This window comes from Pseudomonas sp. NPDC077186 (genome assembly GCF_044543505.1).
Classification (GTDB): Bacteria; Pseudomonadota; Gammaproteobacteria; order Pseudomonadales; family Pseudomonadaceae; genus Aquipseudomonas.
Genome location: NZ_JBITWE010000004.1, coordinates 301678 through 319343 on the forward strand (window position 1 = coordinate 301678; position 17666 = coordinate 319343).

The following is a 17666-nucleotide window of genomic DNA, read 5'->3' on the forward strand; positions in this document are numbered from 1 at the left end:
GGATGCTATCACGGAGCGGACGGCGAGCTAGAGCGGTGGAGAACAGCGGCGACAGCCAGGGTTCAGGCGCGCGCCCGCGCCACCGGCTGCGGATTGGGGTGGAAGAACACGTGCTCCACCACCGGGCCGATGGCCAGTTCGCCGATTTCCTCGTAGCCCTGGCGCTTGTAGAACTCCAGGTAGCGCGCATTGCCGGTATCCAGCACCACGCCCTGCGAGCCGGTATCCTCGGCGCACCAATCGTGCAGCGCCTCGAGCAGTTGCTCGCCGCGGTGCTGGCCCTGGAACTCGGGATGGATGCCGAGCAGCGGCAGCACGTGATAGGGCCCCGGCGGCAGGCAGGCGAGCACCGCGTCGTGGTACTCGAGGTAGCGCTTGGTGCAACGGAAACCGGTGCTCAGCAGCATGCGCAGACGCCAGCCCCAGCTCTCGGTGATATCCAGGCGCCGCTGCGGCGGGGCGATCAGCGCGGTGCCGATCAGCCGGTCGTCGAGCAGCAGGCCGATGGCCGGCAGCTCCTCGGCGAAGTGCTGCTGCACCAGTTCGCGCACCGTGGCCCGCACCCGCTGGTCGAAGCCCGGCCGCTCGGCCTCGAACAGGTAGGCGAAGGTCGGCTCGTGGCGGTAGGCGTGGTAGAGCAGCGAACGCACTTCGCGGGCGTAGCCGCCGTCGAGCATGCGGACTTCGGCAGGAGCGTTATGGGGCATGATTGACCTCTATTTATTGGTGTCGGCGCACTGGCCTCACTGGCAACTTAGCAGTGACCCCGATGTGCCGCCAGGCGCTGGCTCCGCTACCGAGTGATCGGCTAGCATCGCCTTTTGCCCAGGATTCGCCGCCCATGAAAATCGTCTCCTTCAATATCAATGGCCTGCGCGCCCGCCCCCATCAGCTGCAGGCCCTGATCGACAAGCACCAGCCGGACGTGATCGGCCTGCAGGAAACCAAGGTGGCCGACGAACAATTCCCCGAGGCCGAGATCCGCCAGCTCGGCTACCACGTGCACTACCACGGGCAGAAGGGTCATTACGGCGTCGCCCTGCTCTCGCGCCAGGCACCGCTGAACCTGCACAAGGGCTTTCCCGGCGACGCCGAGGACGCCCAGCGGCGCTTTATCTACGCCACCTTCGCCGACGCCCAGGGCCAGCCGGTGACCGTGATGAACGGCTACTTCCCGCAAGGCGAAAGCCGCCACCACCCGCTGAAGTTCCCCGCCAAGCAGCGCTTCTACGCCGACCTGCAGCAGCTCTTGGTCGAGCGCTTCGATCCGCAGCAGGCGCTGGTGGTGATGGGCGACATCAATATCAGCCCCGAGGACTGCGACATCGGCATCGGCGAGCCCAACCGCCTGCGCTGGCTGAAGACCGGCAAGTGCAGCTTCCTGCCGGAGGAGCGCGAGTGGCTGGCGACCCTGAAGAACTGGGGCCTGGTCGACAGCTTCCGCCAGCTCAACCCCGAGGTGAACGACCGCTTCAGCTGGTTCGACTACCGCAGCCGCGGCTTCGAGGACGAGCCCAAGCGCGGCCTGCGCATCGACGTGATCCTCGCCAGCCAGGCGCTGCAGGGCCGGTTCAAGGACGCCGGCATCGACTACGAACTGCGCGGCATGGACAAGCCCTCGGATCATGCGCCGATCTGGCTCGAACTGGGCTGACCGGGCCGCGGCGCACAGCCGTCATATAACCGCAACCTGACTGACTTAATCTGCGCGGCACTTTCCATCACCCACTAGAAGGTGTCTGCCGCATGCCGCGCGCCCCGTCCGCCGTCGACCGCGACCTCTGGAGTCGCACCCTGTCCCTGCTGGTCCTCGGCTTCATCTGCTATGCCCTGCCGCTGTCGGTGTTCGCCGCCCTGCCCGCCTCGCAGGGCGGGCAGCCGGTGCTGCGCCTGCAGGGCTCCAACACCATCGGCGCCAAGCTCGGCCCGGAACTGGTCAAGGGCCTGTTCGAGGCCCAGGGCCTGCGCGATATCCGCAGCGAGGCCGGCGCGGCGGAGAACGAGCAGCGCCTGCTGGCGCGCGACGCCGACGGCCGCGCGGTGATAGTCGAGGTCGCCGCCCATGGCTCCGGCACCGGCTTCGCCGCGCTCAAGGACGGCACGGCGGACCTGGCCGCCTCGTCGCGGCCGATCAAGGACGGCGAAGCCGCCGCCCTGGCCGGTCTCGGCGATCTGCGCAGCGCGCAGGCCGAACAGGTGATCGCCATCGACGGCCTGGCCATCGTCCTGCACCCGAGCAACCCCGTCGCGGTGCTCGGCGTCGAGCAGGTGGCGCAGCTGTTCGCCGGCGAGATCGCCGACTGGCGCGAGCTGGGCGGCAACCCCGGGGCGGTGCGCCTGTACGCCCGCGACGACAACTCCGGCACCTACGACACCTTCAAGGAACTGGTGCTGGCGCCGGGCGGACGCAGCCTGGCCGCCGGCGCCCAGCGTTTCGAATCGAGCACACAGCTGTCCGATGCGGTCAGCGGCGATCCGCAGGGCATCGGCTTTATCGGCCTGCCCTATATCCGCCAGGCCAAGGCGGTGGCCATCGCCGCCGGCGATTCGCAGCCGATGCCGCCGAGCACCACGCTGATCGCCACCGAGGACTACCCGCTGTCGCGCCGGCTGTTCCTCTACAACCAGCCGCAACCGGACAACCCCTGGGCCCAGGCGCTGATCGACTTCGCCCACAGCCCGCGCGGCCAGGCCATAGTCGACGCCAGCGGCTTTATCGCCCAGACCGTGCAGGCGGTCCGCGTCGAGCCCAGCGCGCAGATGCCGGCCGACTATCGCCAGCTGGCCGAACGGGCGCAGCGCCTGTCGGTGAACTTCCGTTTCCAGGAAGGCAGCGCCAGCCTGGACACCAAGGCCCAGCGCGACCTGGCGCGGGTGCTGGACTACCTCAAGCGCCACGACAAGCTGCATAACCAGGTGGTGCTGGTGGGTTTCGGCGACGCCAAGAGCGACCCGGCCCGCGCCGAGCTGCTGTCCAAGCTGCGGGCCATGGCCGTGCGCCGCGAGCTGGCCAGGCAGGGCGTGTTGTTTCGCGAAATCGCCGGTCTCGGCGACGAGCTGCCGGTGGCGGCCAACAGCGAGGATCACGGGCGCGTCCGCAATCGCCGGGTCGAGGTCTGGGTCTACTAGAGCGCCAAGCGGCAAGTGGAGCGAAACCGCGGGCTGGCTTGAGGCTTGCCGGGTTAAGCGCTAGCCTGTCTATGCGTGACGCCGGGCCCCTCTGGCGGTGAGCTTTCACCGTGATGTCGGAGTCACTGAGTCGATATTCAACTCAGGCAGACATTCAGGGAGGGCTCATGGACGCTCTACTCGCCTTTTTCACCACCCCGCTGTTCGGTACCCCCGGCTGGTTCTGGCTGGCCTTTCTCGTGCTGATCGTCACCCTGCTGGTGCTCGACCTCGGCGTGCTGCACCGCGACCAGCACGAAATCGAGATGCGCGAGAGCCTGCTGCTGTATTCGGGCTACTTCAGCGTCGGCGTCGCCTTCGGCGGCTGGATCTGGTGGCAGCTCGGCGCGACCAAGGCGCTGGAGTACTACACCGGTTTTCTCGTCGAGCAGTCGCTGTCGATGGACAACGTCTTCGTCATGGCGATGATCCTCGGCTACTTCGGCATCCCCCGTCGCTACCAGCACCGCGTGCTGTTCTGGGGCATCCTCGGGGTGATAGTGCTGCGCGCCATCATGATCGGCCTGGGCACGGCGCTGGTGCAGCAGTTCGACTGGATCCTCTACCTGTTCGGCGCCTTCCTGCTGTTCAGCGGCTTCAAGATGTTGCGCAGCGAGCACGAGCAGGAACATCACCCGGATCTGGCGCAGAACCCGCTGCTGCGCTTCCTGCGCCGGCATATCAGGGTCACCGACGAGCTGCACGAGGGCCACTTCCTGGTGCGCCTGCAGGACCAGGTCAGCGGCAAGCCGCTGCTGCATGCCACGCCGCTGCTGCTGGCGCTGGTGCTGATCGAGCTGGCCGACCTGGTGTTCGCCGTCGACAGCGTGCCGGCGGTGCTGGCCATTTCCCAGGACCCCTTCATCGTCTACACCTCGAACATCTTCGCCATCCTCGGCCTGCGTTCGCTGTATTTCGCCCTGGCCGCGCTGATGCACCGCTTCATCTACCTGAAGTACGCCCTGGCGCTGGTGCTGATGTACATCGGCGGCAAGATCTTCCTCCACGACCTGGTCAAGGTTCCCGCCCTGCTCTCGCTTGGCGTAACCTTGGGCCTGCTGGCCGGCGGCGTGATCCTCTCCCTGCTGAGAACCCGCGACCGGGCCGCACCCGATCGACAACAGAGTTGAAGCATGGCGGATGTACGCATAGATGAGCTGGAGCGTGGCGGCCAGCGCCTGTGGCAGGTGCGCGTCGGCCGCCGCGCGCTGACCTTTCACGAAGAGCTGGCCGCGCGCGCCTTCGCCGCACAGTTGCAGATGCGCCTGATGTGGCTGGGCCAGCTACAGTAGGGCGGCGCGGGGCCGCCCAGGCTGTGCGCACCACCTAAGAGCGTGGCGGGGTGCGCATGGCGCACCCTACGCAACCTCGGAGCAGCGCGCCCCTTCGCTCCGGCGCATAAACGACGAGGCCCGCAAAAATGCGGGCCTCGTGCTGTTCAGCGCCTGGTTCAGCGGCTGGCTTTCATCGCCTCGCGCGGCACGTACTTGCCGATCTCGTACTTGCCGATGGCGGCGCGGTGCACCTCGTCCGGGCCGTCGGCCAGACGCAGGGTGCGCTGCATGGCGTACCAGTAGGCCAGCGGGAAGTCGTTGGAGACCCCGGCGCCGCCGTGCATCTGGATCGCCCGGTCGATCACCCTGAGCGCCACGTTGGGCGCCACCACCTTGATCTGGGCGATTTCGCTGGCGGCGATCTTGTTGCCGACGGTGTCCATCATGTAGGCCGCGTTGAGGGTCAGCAGGCGCGCCTGGTTGATCTCCATGCGCGAGTCGGCGATATGGTCGATATTGCCGCCCAGGCGTGCCAGCGGCTTGCCGAAGGCGGTGCGCGAAACGGCGCGCTTGCACATCAGCTCCAGGGCCCGTTCGGCCATGCCGATCGAACGCATGCAGTGGTGGATGCGACCCGGGCCGAGGCGACCCTGGGCGATCTCGAAGCCGCGACCCTCGCCGAGCAGCACGTTCTCGTAGGGCACCCGCACGTTCTCGAACAGCACCTCGGCGTGGCCATGCGGCGCGTCGTCGTAACCGAATACCGGCAGCGGGCGCAGCACGCTGACGCCGGGCGCATCCATCGGCACCAGGATCATCGAATGCTGCTGGTGGCGCGGCGCGTCCGGGTTGGTCAGGCCCATGAAGATCATCACCTTGCAGCGCGGGTCGCAGGCGCCGGAGGTCCACCACTTGCGGCCGTTGATCACCCACTCGTCGCCTTCGCGGCGGGCGTTGGCCTGCATATTGGTGGCGTCGCTCGAGGCCACACCCGGCTCGGTCATGGCGAAGGCCGAGCGGATCTCGCCGGACAGCAGCGGCTCCAGCCACTGGCGCTTCTGCGCCTCGTTGCCGTAGCGCACCAACACCTCCATGTTGCCGGTGTCCGGCGCGGCGCAGTTGAACGGCTCCGGGCCGATCAGCGAGCGGCCCATGATCTCCGCCAGCGGCGCGTACTCGGTGTTGGAGAGGCCGGCGCCGTAGTCGGACTCGGGCAGGAACAGGTTCCACAGGCCCTCGGCCTTGGCCTTGTTCTTCAGCTCTTCCATGATCGCGGTGGGCTGCCAGCGGTCGCCCTCGGCCACCTGCCGCTCGAACACCGCTTCGGCCGGGTAGACGTGCGCTTCCATGAACGCCGTGACGCGCTCACGCAGCTGTTGAACCTTGGGGGAGTAGGCGAAATCCATGGGGGCTACCTTCTTGGCTGTGCGGTTGTGGAAAAGATGCTAGAACAGCGCCTAAGATTTATCGAACCTATTTTTAGCGTGTATGAACATTCATAACCGATATATGATCGATTGATATCGACAGCCCTGGAGCGCATCCGGCATGAACCTGACCAAGGTGGATCTGAACCTCTTCATCGTCTTCGACGCCATCTACACCGAGGCCAACCTGACCCGTGCCGGGCAGATCGTCGGCATCACCCAGCCGGCGGTGTCCAACGCCCTGGCCCGCCTGCGCGAGACCTTCAACGACCCGCTGTTCGTGCGCACCGCCCAGGGCATGGTGCCGACGCCGATGGCGCAGAACATCATCGGTCCGGTGCGCAACGCCCTGCAGCTGCTGCGCGTATCGGTGCAGGAGAGCCGCACCTTCAACCCGCAGCAAGCGAACAAGACCTACCGCATCAGCATGACCGACCTCTCCGAGCAGATTCTCCTGCCGCCGCTGTTCCAGCGCCTGCGCCGGCTGGCGCCGAACGTGTGCATCGAGAGCTTTCTGGCCAAGCGCCGCGAAACCACCAAGGAGCTGGCCGCCGGGCGCCTGGATTTCGCCGTCGACGCGCCGCTCAACACCGACCCGCAGGTGCGCCACGTCAAGCTGCTGGACGACCGCTACGTCTGCGCCATGCGCCCGGGCCACCCGCTGGCCAAGGACAAGATCAGCCTCGACGACTACCTGTCGCTGACCCACATCCATATCTCCAGCCGCCGCAGCGGCCTGGGCTACGTGGATCTGGCCCTGGGCAAGATGGGCATCCAACGCAAGATCGCCCTGCGCTCGCAGCATTACCTGATGGCCAGCAGCGTGATGCTGCAGACCGACATGGTGATCACCGTGCCGGAGCGCTTCGCCCGCCGCCACCATCTGCACCACGTGGCGCTGCCGGTCGGCGACGTGCCGGCCCTGGAAACCCACCTGTACTGGCACGAGAGCACCGACCAGGATCCGGCCAACCGCTGGATGCGCGAGCAGATGATCGAGCTGGCGCAGCAAGTGGCGGCGCAGGAGAAGAAGGCCGAACAAGCCCCCGCCGCCTGAGTGCAGGGTGGTAAACGCAAGAAGGCCCGCAGATGCGGGCCTTCTCGTTTCGGGCGGGGCGAATCAGCGCGCCAGCTGGGCATCCAGCGACAGCCTGCCGGCGCCTTCGACCAACACCGCCAGGCTCATCGCCATCAGCGCCAGGGCGAACTCGTAGCCGTTGTTGCTCATGAAGAAGCCATGCTGCAGGTGCACGGTGACGATGGCCACCAGCATGGTCACCGCCAGCACCGCGGCCGCCGGGCGCGCCAGCAGACCGACGATCAGGGCGAGACCGCCGAAGAACTCGGCGCTGCCGGCCGCCAGCGCCATCAGGTAGCCCGGCGCCAGGCCGATGCTTTCCATCCATTGGGCGACGCCGGCCAGGCCATGGCCGCCGAACCAGCCGAACAGCTTCTGCGCGCCGTGGGCGGCGAAGGTGATGCCGGCGACGATGCGCAGGATGGTGATGCCGAAACCGGCGTGGGTGGCGGTGATGCTCTGGATCAGGTTGTTCATCGCAAGGCTTCCTTCAGATATGGGAGGTGATGGCGCATAGAATATCCATATTATTCGATAATTAAATTGGAATATTCCGCTTATATCTATCGAATCAAGCGATCATTCTGCAGCCGTGAGCCTCGCCTTCTCGGGTTCCAGCAAATAGCGCTCACGGTCATAAGCAAGATAGTACTTATTCACGCTATTGACGTAGCTCACCACGCCCATGCCCATCTGCTCCATGGCCACCCGCTCCACCTGAAAGAACCACTGATTGGCGTTGAGGCCGCGACGACGGGCCTCGGCGCGCAGGCTCTGTACCCGCTGCGGGCCGAGGTTGTAGCCGGCGAGGACGAAGGCCATGCGCTCGCGCTCGTTGAGTTGCGGGCTGTTGAAGAAGGTGCGGCGGATCATCGCCAGGTACTTGCTGCTGGCCAGGACATTGCCATCCAGACTCTGAATATTGCTCACGCCGACGGCACGCGCCGCCGCCGGGGTGATCTGCATCAGCCCGGTGGCGCCGCTGGCGCCGCGTGCCGAGGGGTTCAGCGTCGACTCCTTGAACGCCAGCGCTGCCAGCAGCAGCCAATCGAAACCCTGCTGCTCGGCATGCTGCTGCAACACCGGGCGCACCCGCTCCAGACGCTGGCGCTCGGTGCGACCGAGCGGCGAATGGACCTTGTACAGACGCCGATAGACGCGCTGGAAGGCGGCGTCCTGATCGGCCGGACTCTTATAACCACTGAAGAAGCGGTCGATACTGGCGCGCAGCATCGGCGCGTCCGGGCGCACGAACCAGCTCATGTCGCCGTCGCGCGCCAGCACCAGGTGCCTGTCCACCCTGAGCTTGGGCATCACCTTGGCCCAGCGCTCGGCGATCGGCAGTTCCACCGCGGTGCGCTCGAAGATGCCGGCCTGGACCATCTCCAGCACGTCCTCCACCGCCAGGCTGGGGTCGACCCACTCCACCACGATCGGCGGCAGCTTGCGCGCCGCCAGCTGCTGGTTGACCTTGCGCAGCGCCTCGCCCACGGCGCTGCCGGCCGGCAGCGACAGACTGCGACCGGCCAGTTGTTCGAGGCTGCGGTAATGCCGGTTGCCCTGCTTCGCCACCAGCACCAGCGGCACCTCGCGGCGGATCGCCGCGCTGGCGCTGACGTCGCGCCCGGCGCGCACGTTGAGCAGCTCGCCCGGCGCCACCAGATCGCCCTCGCCGCGCTGCAGGGCGCCGAGCAGCTGATCCTTGGCCTTGGGGATGATCTTCAGGCGCAGGCCGCGGCCGTCGCGGACGTTGCGGTTGAGGTACTGTTCGAAGGCGCGCAGGCGGTGGTACTCGACGCCGATGCTCTGGCCCTTGACCGCGCCCGAGCTGTTGCGACTCTGGTTGACCAGCACGCGCAGCTCGCCGCTGCTGCGAATCGCCGGCAGGTCGCGAGCGCTGCGAGCCTGGCTGCCGACTTCCGGCGGCCCGGCCAGGCGCGCGCTGGCCGGTAGCGGCAGCAGGGCCAGCAGGCACAGGATCAGCAGCAATCGCGACATCGATTCTCCAGGGATGGGCGGGGCAGGCCACCGGACTCAGAGCGCAGCCCGCGAAACAAGTTCCCAGGCTGCGCGCGGGGCGCGGAGGGTCGCACAGCTGGCGCCGGTGGCGCCAGCCCGCAACCTTGCCTCAACCTTAAAAAGCATCGCCAACTTGTTGTTTTCAATTGCCTTTCTGACGAACGGAACGCTTCTGCTATGCTGCTCGTTCGCTCGGACCAGGTGGCACCATGCAACTCATCGATATCGCCGTCAATCTGACCCACCCCAGCCTCGCCGCGCAGGCCGAAGCCCTGCTCGAGCGCGCCTACGCCGCCGGCGTCTGCCAGCTGCTGCTGACCGGCACCAGTCTGGCCGAAAGCGAAGCCAGCCTGGCGCTATGCCGACGGCTGGACGCCAGCGGCGAGCGGCTGTTCAGCACCGCCGGCGTGCACCCGCACGACGCCAGCAGCTGGAACGGCGCCAGCGCCGCGGCGCTCAAGGCCCTGCTGGGCGAAGCCGAGGTGCGCGCGGTGGGCGAATGCGGGCTGGATTTCGACCGCGACTTCTCCCCCCGACCGCTGCAGGAGAAGGCCCTGGAGCAGCAGCTGGCGCTGGCCGCCGAGCTGAACATGCCGGTGTTCCTGCATGAGCGCGAGGCCAGCCAGCGCCTGCTGGAGATTCTCCGCGATTTTCGCGACCGGCTGCCGGCGGCGGTGGTGCACTGCTTCACCGGCGAGCGCCAGGCGCTCTACGCCTATCTGGACCTCGACCTGCATATCGGCATCACCGGCTGGGTCTGCGACGAGCGCCGCGGCACCCACCTGCATCCACTGCTCAAGGACATCCCCGGCGGCCGTCTGATGCTGGAGACCGACGCGCCCTTCCTGCTGCCGCGCAGCCTGCGACCCAAGCCGAAAAACGGGCGCAACGAGCCGGCCTTCCTTGGCGAAGTGCTGCGCGAGGTGGCGCAGCACCGTGGCCAGAGCCAGGCGCAGCTGGCCGCCGAGACCACCGCCTGCGCCCGCGCCTTCTTCGCCCTGCCGCAGCTGACGGAGCCTGCCGCGCCGGAGTCTTGATCCCGGTCAACACTTGCACCCCGGGGCTCGACGACACTGCTGGCATTTGGCCAATAGCGGCTGTCGTACGCGGACACTACCAAGCATGGGCGCCTGGATCAGCGATATTTCCCTCAAGTACAAGTTCTGGGCGGTCAACGCCGTGGCCTTCGCCACCAGCCTGCTGCTGGTGCTGTTCGCCCTGCATAGCGAGCAGCGCGCAGCCCGCCAGGCCGCGGTCGAGCAGGCGCGCCTGCTGGCGCACTGGCCGGCGCAGGCGGCGCTGCCAACCCTCGCACAGTTGCGCCTACTGGCAGATGGCGAACGCCTGCCCGGCGCCCTGGGCCAACCCGACGCCAGCGGCTGGCAGGCGCTGGCGCACGATCCCTGGCTGAGCGACTCCCCGCTGACCGGCGCGCAGCTGGCGACCCTGAGCGACGGTCGCCGCGTGGCGCTGCTGAGCCGCGCGCCCGGCCTGCGCCAGCTGTTCGCCCAGCACGCACCGGCCTACGCCGGCGCCGTGGCCGCGCTGATGCTGCTGCTTCTGGCCGCCTCGCAGCTGCTGATCCGCTTCCTGCTCAGCCACCTCAACACCCTCAAGGACGTGATGCTGCAGGTCGAGCGCAGCGGCGACCTGTCCCTGCGCGTGCCGCTGGAGGGGCGCGACGAGGTCGGCCAGATGGCCGCCGCCTTCAACGCCATGCAGGCCGGCTACCAGCGCGTGGTCGGCACCGTCGGCCAGGTCGCCGCCGAACTGGACAGCGGCACCCGCAGCATGGCCGAGCGCATGGGCGCGGTGCGCCAGGGCATGCTCGACCAGCAGAGCGAGACCGACCAGGCGGCCACCGCGATCAACCAGATGTCCGCCACCGTGCAGCATATCGCCGAGCACGCCGGCAGCACCCGCGACCAGTCGCACAATGCCGACCAGCTGGCCCGCGAAGGCCAGGCCGCGGTCGGTCGCGTCGAGCAGTCCATCGCCGGGCTGTCGCGCGGCGTGCAGCAAAGCGCCGGCACCATCGAGCGCCTGGCCGAGGACAGCCAGCACATCAACCGGGTGGTCGGGGTCATCCACGGCATCGCCGAGCAGACCAATCTGCTGGCGCTCAACGCCGCCATCGAAGCCGCCCGCGCCGGCGAGATGGGCCGCGGCTTCGCCGTGGTGGCCGACGAGGTGCGCAACCTGGCCAAGCGGGTGCAGGACTCCACCGACGAGATCACCCAGATGATCGGCAACCTGCAGGCCGGCACCCGCGACGCCGTGGAGTTCATGCGCGAGAGTTCCGACAGCGCCAACCAGTGCGTGCAGCTGGCGCAGGAGGCCGGCGAGGCGCTGGCGGCGATCACCGCTGCGGTGGCGCTGATGCGCGACAGCAACACCCAGATCGCCGTGGCCGCCGCCCAGCAGAGCCAGGTGGCCGAGGAGATGAGCCGTTCGGTGGTGGGCATCCGCGACGTCACCGAGCAGACCGTCGGCCAGACCCTCGACTCCGCCGCCACCAGCCAGCAACTGGCTCAGTTGGCCGGCGAGCTGAGCCAGGCGATTCGTCAGCTGCGCCTGTAGCAGGCCTCTAGCCTTGAGCCTATCTGCACCATAGCCAAGGGCAATTCGCCGCGCCCCAGGCGGCCGCCCTAGACTCGCTGCATGACCCAGAGGAATGCAGCATGAGCAAGCGCCGCCCCAACCTGCCGGCCTGGCAATGGCGCCACTACGCTGACCAGCACCGCCACCCAACCAACCTGCTGCTGCATCTGCTGGCGGTGCCGCTGTTTCTGCTGTCGGCCGCGCTGTTGCTGATCGGCCTGTGGCGCCTGGGCTTCGTGCCCCTGGCGCTGGGCGCCATCGGTCTGCTGGCCGCCCTCGCCCTGCAGGCCCATGGTCATCGTCTGGAGCAGCAGGCGCCGGAGCCCTTCGCCGGCAAGCGCGATGCGGTCAAACGCCTGCTGCTGGAACAGTGCGTGACCTTCCCGCGCTTTCTCTTCAGCGGCGCCTGGTGGCGCGCCTGGCGCCGGCGCAAGCGCCACTGATTCAGCCGAACACCGTCACCGTCTGCCGGCTGATGGCGATCAGCTCGCCTGTCGGGCTCCACAACGCCGCGGCGATATGACCGTAACCGTCGCGGGCGTGCTCGATCTCGGCGCGGTACAGGCACCAGTGCTCGGTGCTCAGCTCCTGCAGCGGCTGGACGAACTCGATGGTCCAGGTCAGCGAACTGCCCGGCGCCGGGCTCTTCAGATGCGGCAGCACCGCCGGCGGCCAGGCATCGACCAGCGCCAGCAGGTGCGCCTCGCTCAGCGCCTGCGGCTCGGCCTCGCCGCGCAGACGCACCCAGCCGCCCATCTGCCGCGAGGGGTTGTTGGTGAACGGCATGCCGCCGATGCCCCAGCGCATGGCCAGGAAGCGGGTGAACTCGGGGGTGACGCCGCGCAGGTAGGGCAGCTCCTGACAACGCTCGGCCGGTTCGATCTGCGGCGCCGGCAGCGGCGCCACCTCGATGGCCGAGGCGCGCGCGGCGCCGAAGCTGCCCTGCACCATGGTCACCACCTGACCGTCCTGCACCGCGCGCAGGCACAGCTGGCTGACCGCCTTGCCCTCGCGCAGCACCTCGGCCTGAAAGCTCAGCGGCACGTCCGCCGCGACCGGGCCGACGAAAGTGAGGGCCAGCGAGCGCACTGGCCGCCCCGGCGGCACCTTGGCGCTCATGGCCTCGAAGGCCAGTGCCGCCACCAGGCCGCCGAAACTGGCGCGACCCTGGCCCCAGAGCGGCGGAATCACCAGCGCCTCGGGGTTGGTGCGCACGGCCTGCAGCAATTCGGAAAAGGTCATAGCCACCTCGCAAACGATAGATGGCGTCGATCTTAGGGGATGGTGGAGGCCGAACGATAGACCGAAAGGACGGTTATTCGGCCATAGTTACGGCGAAAATGTCGCCTTATTTTTCCAGCAGGAAGTCGCCATGCAGCGCCAGCAGCGCCTCGTCCGCGCGCCGCTCGGCCTCTGCCTGGGCCTGCAGCCAGGCCGCGCGACAGGGCCGCAGGGCCTCGCTGGAAGCACTCTGCGCCAGCCACTGCAGACGATCGTGCCAGTCGCCCAGCTCGCCCTGCGCGCGTTTCAACCGGCCCTGTGCCGCCTCGCTCGGGCCGCTGTGCCGCGGATAGGCCTCGGCGGCGTAGCGTACCCGCTTGATCAGCAGGCGCAGGCGGTGACGGTCGTGCGCCGGATCGCGCAGGGCGTCCGCCAGTTGCCGCTGCTGACGGCGCAAACGGCGGCGGATGCGTTTGCCCAGGCCGCGCAGTTGGCCTTCGGCGGCGGCCCGCCGCCAGCTTGCCGGCCAGGCATCGAACAGCAGCAGCAAGTCGGCCAGCTCGCGACTGGCGGCGACGGCGGCATGCCCGGCGACCCGCTGCGCCTCGGCGGCCTGGGCCAAGTCGCTCAGCCCCAGGCGACGCAGCTCGGCCGCCAACACCTCGCGGTCGCGCAACGGGCCGGTGAGGCGGCCCAGCACGGCGGCGCCCTGCGCCAACGCGTCCACCGCCGGCAGGCCGCGCAAGGGGCGTAACAGGCTGCGCAACTGGCGCAGGGCGATGCGCAGATCGTGCAGGGCTTCCGCGTCGGTGGCGCCTGCCAGGCGCGCCTGGCAGGCATACAGGCGCACCTGCAACGCCAGCACCCGGGCCAGGATCCGCTCGACGAAACCCTTCATGCGCACACCCCTTACTCGGATCGTTGTGAGATGGAGGTCGGCCTGCAAGGTGCGCACGGCGCACCCCACGGCCCGATGTTTGGATTAAGGAATCATGCAAGACCGCACTAACGCAACAGGCTCCAGGGCAAGGCCCTGCGCAACTCGCCCAGCGCCTGGCGCAGGGCCGCCCGCGAGGGGGCCTGACCGGCGTAGCGCTGGGCCTCGAAACAGCGGGCGAAGGCCTGGATCGCCGGCGCCTGGCCCGGCAATTCGCGGCTCGCGCGCTCGGCGAAGGCGCGCGGCCCCTCGCCCGCCTGGCGCCGCACGCCGTGCCGCGCCAGCAGCTGCTCGAAGCGGCGGAAGGCCTGGCGCTGCGGATCGCGGCGCTGCTGCCAGGGTTTGAGCAGCCACAGCGCCAGCAGGCCGAGCAGCAGCGTGCCGCTGCCGACCAGGGCCAGCGCCAGGCGCTGCCAGTCGAGGCTGCCGAACCAGCGCTGCAGCAACTGCAACTGCTGCTCGCCCTGGTAACCCAGCACCCAGCGCTGCCAGCCGTAGTTGAGGTTTTCCCAGCTCAGGCGCAACTGGTTGAGCCAGGCCAGTTCGCGGTAGCGCAGCGGCGAGAAGGGCTGGTCGTCGAGGAAGCCGTCCTCCTCGGCCAGCGCCTCCTCCAGGCCCTGCTCGATGCGCTCCGGCGCCACCTGGAAGGTGGGATCGACGCTGCGCCAGCCGCGACCCGGCTGCCAGTACTCGACCCAGGCGTGGGCGTCGAACTGGCGCACCTGGATGTAGTTGCCGCTGGGGTTGAGCTCGCCGCCCTGGTAGCCGGCCACCACCCGCGCGGGAATGCCGGCGGCGCGCAGGACGAAGGTCATGGCGCCGGCGTAGTGGGCGCAGAAGCCGCGGCGGGTGTTGAACAGGAAGTCGTCGATGCTGTCCGCGCCCAGCGGCTGCGGGCGCAGGGTGTAGACGTAGGGCTCGCGGTTGAAATGCTGCAGCAGCGCGGCGACCAGCGCATCGGCCTGCGGATGCTGGCGCTGCAGCTCGGCGGCCCAGGCGCGGCTGCGCGCATCACCCTGCTCGGGCAGTTGCAGCGCGCGGCGCAACGCCGGCGGTTCGCCGTCCGCCTCGCGCAGCGCCTGCGGCCAGGAGCGCACCTGGTAGAGCAAGGGGCGATCCACCGGGCGCCGCCGCTGCCAGCGGAAGTCGCTCATCATGCGCCCTTCGTCCTGCGCCAGCTCGCCGACGTCGAGGGCGAACAGCCAGGGCTTGCCGCTGGGCTGCATGACGATGCTGTAGTCCAGTGCCTCGCCCGCCTGGCGCCACTGCGGCGCCGCGGGCAACTCGGCGTAGTTGGATTGCGACCAGCGCCGGCCGTCGAAACGCTCCAGGGTCAGCGCGCGCCAGTACAGCTGCTCGCGCGGCGGCACCGGGCCGTCGAAGCTGACGCGAAAGGCCAGCGCCGAGGAGCGGCTGAGCTGGGCGATATCGGCCGGCGCCATGCTGTCCGACAGCCCGGTGACGCCCTTGTCGCTGGGCAGCGGCAGCGACCACAGCGGGCCCATGCGCGGGAAGAACAGAAACAGCAGGACCATCAGCGGCAGCGCCTGCAGCAGCAGGCCGCCGGCCAGGCGCAGGGTGGGCCAGGGCCGCTCGGCGAAACCGCTGTGTTGTAGGCCGACCAGCGCGGCGAGCAGCGCGGTGACCGGCAGCAGGCTGTACAGCGCGGCGAGGATGCCGTCGTCGAACAGGTAGGCGGTCACCACGCAGAAGAAGCCGAGGAAGATCAGCACCAGGGCGTCGCGCCGGCTGCGCATCTCCACCAGCTTGAGGACGAAGGTGGCAATCAGCAGCACCACCGCCGCGTCCAGCCCCACCAGAGTGCCGCGCGACAACAGCACGCCGGCCAGCACCAGCAGCATCAGGCCGCCCTTGGCCCAGCCGTTGGGGTAGCGTGCGCGCATGCGGAAGATCTGCACGCGCCAGGCGGCCGCGCCCAGCCACAGGGCGATCATCCACGGTGGCAGATGCACCAGGTGCGGCAGGATCACCAGCAGCTGGGCCACCAGCAGCCAGGTCAGGGCAATGCGCGGAATGCCCGGCAGTGTGCTCATGCCAGCTCACCGAACAGCGCCAGGGCACGCAGGCAGGCGTCGCGATGGCCTTCACCGGAGTCCGGGGCGATCACCTGCCCCGGCAGCTGCAGGCCGAACGCCTGTTGCCGCTCGGCCAGTTGCAGCACCCAGTGGCAGAGCAGCGACAGGCGCAGCTCCGCATCGCCGCCCAACTGCTCGAAGTCCAGCCACAGGTCGCGCCCGCCGAGCATGGCGAACTCCTTGACCAGCAGGCCCTGGCCGCGCGAATAGGCCTTCCAGTCCAGGCGCCGCTTGGAGTCGCCCGGCTGGTAGTCGCGCAGGCCCTGGAAATCGTCGGCGCCCTGGCCGCGGGCGCGCATGCCCTCCTCGTCCTCGGCGCCCAGGCCGGCGGCCAACGGCAGCTCGCCCTCCAGCGGCCGCGGATAGACCAGCACCGCCTGATCCAGATCGACCCAGCTCCAGGCCACCAGCAGGCCGAGGGGAAAGCGGCTCTCCACCCGCAACCGGCCCGGGCGCAGCCAGCCACGGCGCTGCGCCGGCAGGCTCAGTTCCAGCTCGGCCTGGCCCTGGCGCGGCACGTCGCGCGCCAGCAGCTCGGCCGGCGGCCACCCCAGGGCCACGGCCTGGTGCTCGCGCTCGCGGCTTTCCAGGCGCACGTGAAAGCGCGCCTGTTCGCCGACGAACACCGCGCCGCCACCGCCGGCCTTGAGCACCAGCCCGGCCAGGTTGCGATAGGTGTGCAGGATGGCGACCACGAACACCGCCATCAGCAGGAAGGTCAGGCCGTAGGCCAGGCTGTTCTGGTAGTTGATGCCCACCAGCAGCATCAGCAGCAGGGCCAGGCCATAGGCGGCGCCGACCCGGCTGGGCAGGATGAAGATGCGCCGCTGATTGAGGCGCACGCTGGCCGCCGGCGGAATGCGCCGCGCCAGCCAGCGGCTCCACAGCGGTTTCAGCGCGGCGCGCATCAGAGCGCCGGCACTTCGCGCAGCAGCCACTGCACCAGGCTGCCGCCGCCGTGGCCGGTGGGGTCGGCGCGCTCGCGCAGGCGGTGGCCGACCACCGAGGGCAGCACCGCCTGCACATCCTCGGGGATCACGTAGTCGCGCTCGGCCAGCAGCGCCCAGGCCCGCGCCGCGGCCAGCAGCGCCAGGCTGGCGCGCGGCGACAGACCCCAGGCGAATTGCGGCTGGCTGCGGGTGGCCTCGACCAGGCGCAGCACGTAATCGATCAGTGCATCGCTGGCGCGCACCTTGGGCACCTCGGCCTGCAGCCGGGCCAGCTCGGCATGGTCGAGAATCGGCTGCAGCCGCGGCAGCAGCTCGCGCCGAGCATCGCCGAGCAGCAGCGCCTTCTCCGCCGCCTGGGCCGGATAACCCAGCGACAGGCGCATGAGGAAGCGGTCCAGCTGCGATTCCGGCAGGGCGAAGGTGCCGCCGCTGCTCACCGGGTTCTGCGTGGCGATGACGAAGAACGGCTCGGGCAGCGGCCGGGTGGCGCCCTCGATGGTCACCTGGCCCTCCTCCATGGCTTCGAGCAGCGCGCTCTGGCTCTTCGGCGTGGCGCGGTTGATCTCGTCGGCCAGCACCAGCTCGGCGAAGATCGGCCCGGGGTGGAAGACGAACTGGCCGCTGTCCTTGTCGAACACCGAGGTGCCGAGGATGTCGCCGGGCAACAGGTCGGAGGTGAACTGGATACGCTGGAAGCTCAGCCCCAGCACCCGCGCCAGGGCATGGCTCAAGGTGGTCTTGCCCATGCCGGGCAGGTCTTCGATCAGCAGGTGACCGCGCGCCAGCAGGCAGGTCAGCGCCAGGCGCACCTGCGCCTCCTTGCCCAGCAGGACCTGATTGACCGAGTCCAGGCAGGCGTCCAGTTTGCTTCGCATCGTTGGCTCCTTATGCAGAC

Annotated in this window: 17 protein-coding genes; 8 read left to right on the plus strand and 9 right to left on the minus strand. The window is 69.0% G+C overall.

Annotated elements, in window-relative coordinates; all coding sequences use genetic code 11:
* Nucleotides 1-62: 62 nt before the first annotated feature.
* Nucleotides 63-707, minus strand: a complete 645-nt coding sequence (locus tag ACIGKL_RS16880; protein WP_397487634.1) for a GNAT family N-acetyltransferase — start codon at nt 705-707, stop codon at nt 63-65.
* A 134-nt stretch (nt 708-841) separates the two neighbouring features.
* On the opposite strand from ACIGKL_RS16880, the gene xthA reads away from it, so the two are divergent.
* The 4 genes from xthA (at nt 842) to ACIGKL_RS16900 (ending at nt 4460) form a co-directional block, all read left to right on the plus strand.
* Nucleotides 842-1654 carry an exodeoxyribonuclease III gene (xthA, locus tag ACIGKL_RS16885; RefSeq protein ID WP_397487635.1) on the plus strand — a complete coding sequence of 271 codons (813 nt, stop codon included), beginning with the start codon at nt 842-844 and terminating at the stop codon, nt 1652-1654.
* A 92-nt stretch (nt 1655-1746) separates the two neighbouring features.
* Nucleotides 1747-3129 carry a substrate-binding domain-containing protein gene (locus tag ACIGKL_RS16890; protein ID WP_397487636.1) on the plus strand — a complete coding sequence of 461 codons (1383 nt, stop codon included), beginning with the start codon at nt 1747-1749 and terminating at the stop codon, nt 3127-3129.
* 167 nt (nt 3130-3296) lie between these two features.
* A complete protein-coding gene (locus ACIGKL_RS16895) occupies nt 3297-4298 on the plus strand; it encodes a TerC family protein (RefSeq protein WP_397487637.1) in 1002 nt (333 codons plus the stop codon).
* A 3-nt stretch (nt 4299-4301) separates the two neighbouring features.
* The gene (locus ACIGKL_RS16900; RefSeq protein WP_397487638.1) at nt 4302-4460 is read left to right on the plus strand and encodes a hypothetical protein; all 159 of its coding nucleotides are present in this window, start codon (nt 4302-4304) and stop codon (nt 4458-4460) included.
* A 158-nt stretch (nt 4461-4618) separates the two neighbouring features.
* Here ACIGKL_RS16900 and ACIGKL_RS16905 read toward each other — a convergent pair whose 3' ends face one another.
* Nucleotides 4619-5848: an acyl-CoA dehydrogenase gene (locus tag ACIGKL_RS16905; protein WP_397487639.1), complete on the minus strand. Its 1230-nt coding sequence runs from the start codon at nt 5846-5848 to the stop codon at nt 4619-4621.
* Between the two features lie 142 nt (nt 5849-5990).
* Here ACIGKL_RS16905 and ACIGKL_RS16910 point away from each other — a divergent pair, with 142 nt between their 5' ends.
* Complete coding sequence (locus tag ACIGKL_RS16910; protein ID WP_397487640.1) at nt 5991-6926, plus strand: LysR family transcriptional regulator; 936 nt, start codon at nt 5991-5993, stop codon at nt 6924-6926.
* Between the two features lie 63 nt (nt 6927-6989).
* Here the strand turns inward: ACIGKL_RS16910 and ACIGKL_RS16915 are convergent, their stop codons facing one another.
* The gene (locus tag ACIGKL_RS16915) at nt 6990-7424 is read right to left on the minus strand and encodes a DoxX family protein (protein WP_397487641.1); all 435 of its coding nucleotides are present in this window, start codon (nt 7422-7424) and stop codon (nt 6990-6992) included.
* Nucleotides 7425-7526: 102 nt separating this feature from the next.
* The gene (locus ACIGKL_RS16920) at nt 7527-8945 is read right to left on the minus strand and encodes a transglycosylase SLT domain-containing protein (RefSeq protein ID WP_397487642.1); all 1419 of its coding nucleotides are present in this window, start codon (nt 8943-8945) and stop codon (nt 7527-7529) included.
* A 230-nt stretch (nt 8946-9175) separates the two neighbouring features.
* Here ACIGKL_RS16920 and ACIGKL_RS16925 point away from each other — a divergent pair, with 230 nt between their 5' ends.
* From ACIGKL_RS16925 to ACIGKL_RS16935, 3 genes are all read left to right on the plus strand, one after another.
* A complete protein-coding gene (locus ACIGKL_RS16925; protein ID WP_397487643.1) occupies nt 9176-10003 on the plus strand; it encodes a TatD family hydrolase in 828 nt (275 codons plus the stop codon).
* A gap of 85 nt (nt 10004-10088) precedes the next feature.
* Nucleotides 10089-11546, plus strand: coding sequence for a methyl-accepting chemotaxis protein (locus ACIGKL_RS16930; protein WP_397487644.1), 1458 nt, complete (start codon nt 10089-10091; stop codon nt 11544-11546).
* 101 nt (nt 11547-11647) lie between these two features.
* On the plus strand, nt 11648-12010 hold the full coding sequence (locus ACIGKL_RS16935) for an Mpo1-like protein (RefSeq protein WP_397487645.1): 363 nt from the start codon (nt 11648-11650) through the stop codon (nt 12008-12010).
* Nucleotide 12011: 1 nt separating this feature from the next.
* Here the strand turns inward: ACIGKL_RS16935 and ACIGKL_RS16940 are convergent, their stop codons facing one another.
* From ACIGKL_RS16940 to ACIGKL_RS16960, 5 genes are all read right to left on the minus strand, one after another.
* Nucleotides 12012-12809: an acyl-CoA thioesterase gene (locus tag ACIGKL_RS16940; protein ID WP_397487646.1), complete on the minus strand. Its 798-nt coding sequence runs from the start codon at nt 12807-12809 to the stop codon at nt 12012-12014.
* 106 nt (nt 12810-12915) lie between these two features.
* Nucleotides 12916-13686, minus strand: a complete 771-nt coding sequence (locus ACIGKL_RS16945) for a CHAD domain-containing protein (protein WP_397487647.1) — start codon at nt 13684-13686, stop codon at nt 12916-12918.
* A gap of 107 nt (nt 13687-13793) precedes the next feature.
* On the minus strand, nt 13794-15779 hold the full coding sequence (locus ACIGKL_RS16950) for a DUF3488 and DUF4129 domain-containing transglutaminase family protein (RefSeq protein ID WP_397487648.1): 1986 nt from the start codon (nt 15777-15779) through the stop codon (nt 13794-13796).
* Complete coding sequence (locus ACIGKL_RS16955) at nt 15776-16729, minus strand: DUF58 domain-containing protein (RefSeq protein ID WP_397487649.1); 954 nt, start codon at nt 16727-16729, stop codon at nt 15776-15778. Before ACIGKL_RS16955 ends, ACIGKL_RS16950 begins: the two co-directional genes overlap by 4 nt.
* Nucleotides 16729-17646 carry an AAA family ATPase gene (locus ACIGKL_RS16960; protein ID WP_397487650.1) on the minus strand — a complete coding sequence of 306 codons (918 nt, stop codon included), beginning with the start codon at nt 17644-17646 and terminating at the stop codon, nt 16729-16731. Before ACIGKL_RS16960 ends, ACIGKL_RS16955 begins: the two co-directional genes overlap by 1 nt.
* Nucleotides 17647-17666: the final 20 nt, after the last annotated feature.

Bases quoted from the DNA above. Each gene is read 5' to 3' on its own strand.
- ACIGKL_RS16905 (WP_397487639.1), bottom strand. From the start codon at position 5,848: ATGGATTTCGCCTACTCCCCCAAGGTTCAACAGCTGCGTGAGCGCGTC.
- ACIGKL_RS16920 (WP_397487642.1), bottom strand. From the start codon at position 8,945: ATGTCGCGATTGCTGCTGATCCTGTGCCTGCTGGCCCTGCTGCCGCTA.
- ACIGKL_RS16890 (WP_397487636.1), top strand. From the start codon at position 1,747: ATGCCGCGCGCCCCGTCCGCCGTCGACCGCGACCTCTGGAGTCGCACC.
- ACIGKL_RS16900 (WP_397487638.1), top strand. From the start codon at position 4,302: ATGGCGGATGTACGCATAGATGAGCTGGAGCGTGGCGGCCAGCGCCTG.
- xthA (WP_397487635.1), top strand. From the start codon at position 842: ATGAAAATCGTCTCCTTCAATATCAATGGCCTGCGCGCCCGCCCCCAT.
- ACIGKL_RS16925 (WP_397487643.1), top strand. From the start codon at position 9,176: ATGCAACTCATCGATATCGCCGTCAATCTGACCCACCCCAGCCTCGCC.
- ACIGKL_RS16940 (WP_397487646.1), bottom strand. From the start codon at position 12,809: ATGACCTTTTCCGAATTGCTGCAGGCCGTGCGCACCAACCCCGAGGCG.
- ACIGKL_RS16895 (WP_397487637.1), top strand. From the start codon at position 3,297: ATGGACGCTCTACTCGCCTTTTTCACCACCCCGCTGTTCGGTACCCCC.
- ACIGKL_RS16915 (WP_397487641.1), bottom strand. From the start codon at position 7,424: ATGAACAACCTGATCCAGAGCATCACCGCCACCCACGCCGGTTTCGGC.
- ACIGKL_RS16950 (WP_397487648.1), bottom strand. From the start codon at position 15,779: ATGAGCACACTGCCGGGCATTCCGCGCATTGCCCTGACCTGGCTGCTG.
- ACIGKL_RS16955 (WP_397487649.1), bottom strand. From the start codon at position 16,729: ATGCGCGCCGCGCTGAAACCGCTGTGGAGCCGCTGGCTGGCGCGGCGC.
- ACIGKL_RS16935 (WP_397487645.1), top strand. From the start codon at position 11,648: ATGAGCAAGCGCCGCCCCAACCTGCCGGCCTGGCAATGGCGCCACTAC.
- ACIGKL_RS16910 (WP_397487640.1), top strand. From the start codon at position 5,991: ATGAACCTGACCAAGGTGGATCTGAACCTCTTCATCGTCTTCGACGCC.
- ACIGKL_RS16945 (WP_397487647.1), bottom strand. From the start codon at position 13,686: ATGAAGGGTTTCGTCGAGCGGATCCTGGCCCGGGTGCTGGCGTTGCAG.
- ACIGKL_RS16880 (WP_397487634.1), bottom strand. From the start codon at position 707: ATGCCCCATAACGCTCCTGCCGAAGTCCGCATGCTCGACGGCGGCTAC.
- ACIGKL_RS16960 (WP_397487650.1), bottom strand. From the start codon at position 17,646: ATGCGAAGCAAACTGGACGCCTGCCTGGACTCGGTCAATCAGGTCCTG.
- ACIGKL_RS16930 (WP_397487644.1), top strand. From the start codon at position 10,089: ATGGGCGCCTGGATCAGCGATATTTCCCTCAAGTACAAGTTCTGGGCG.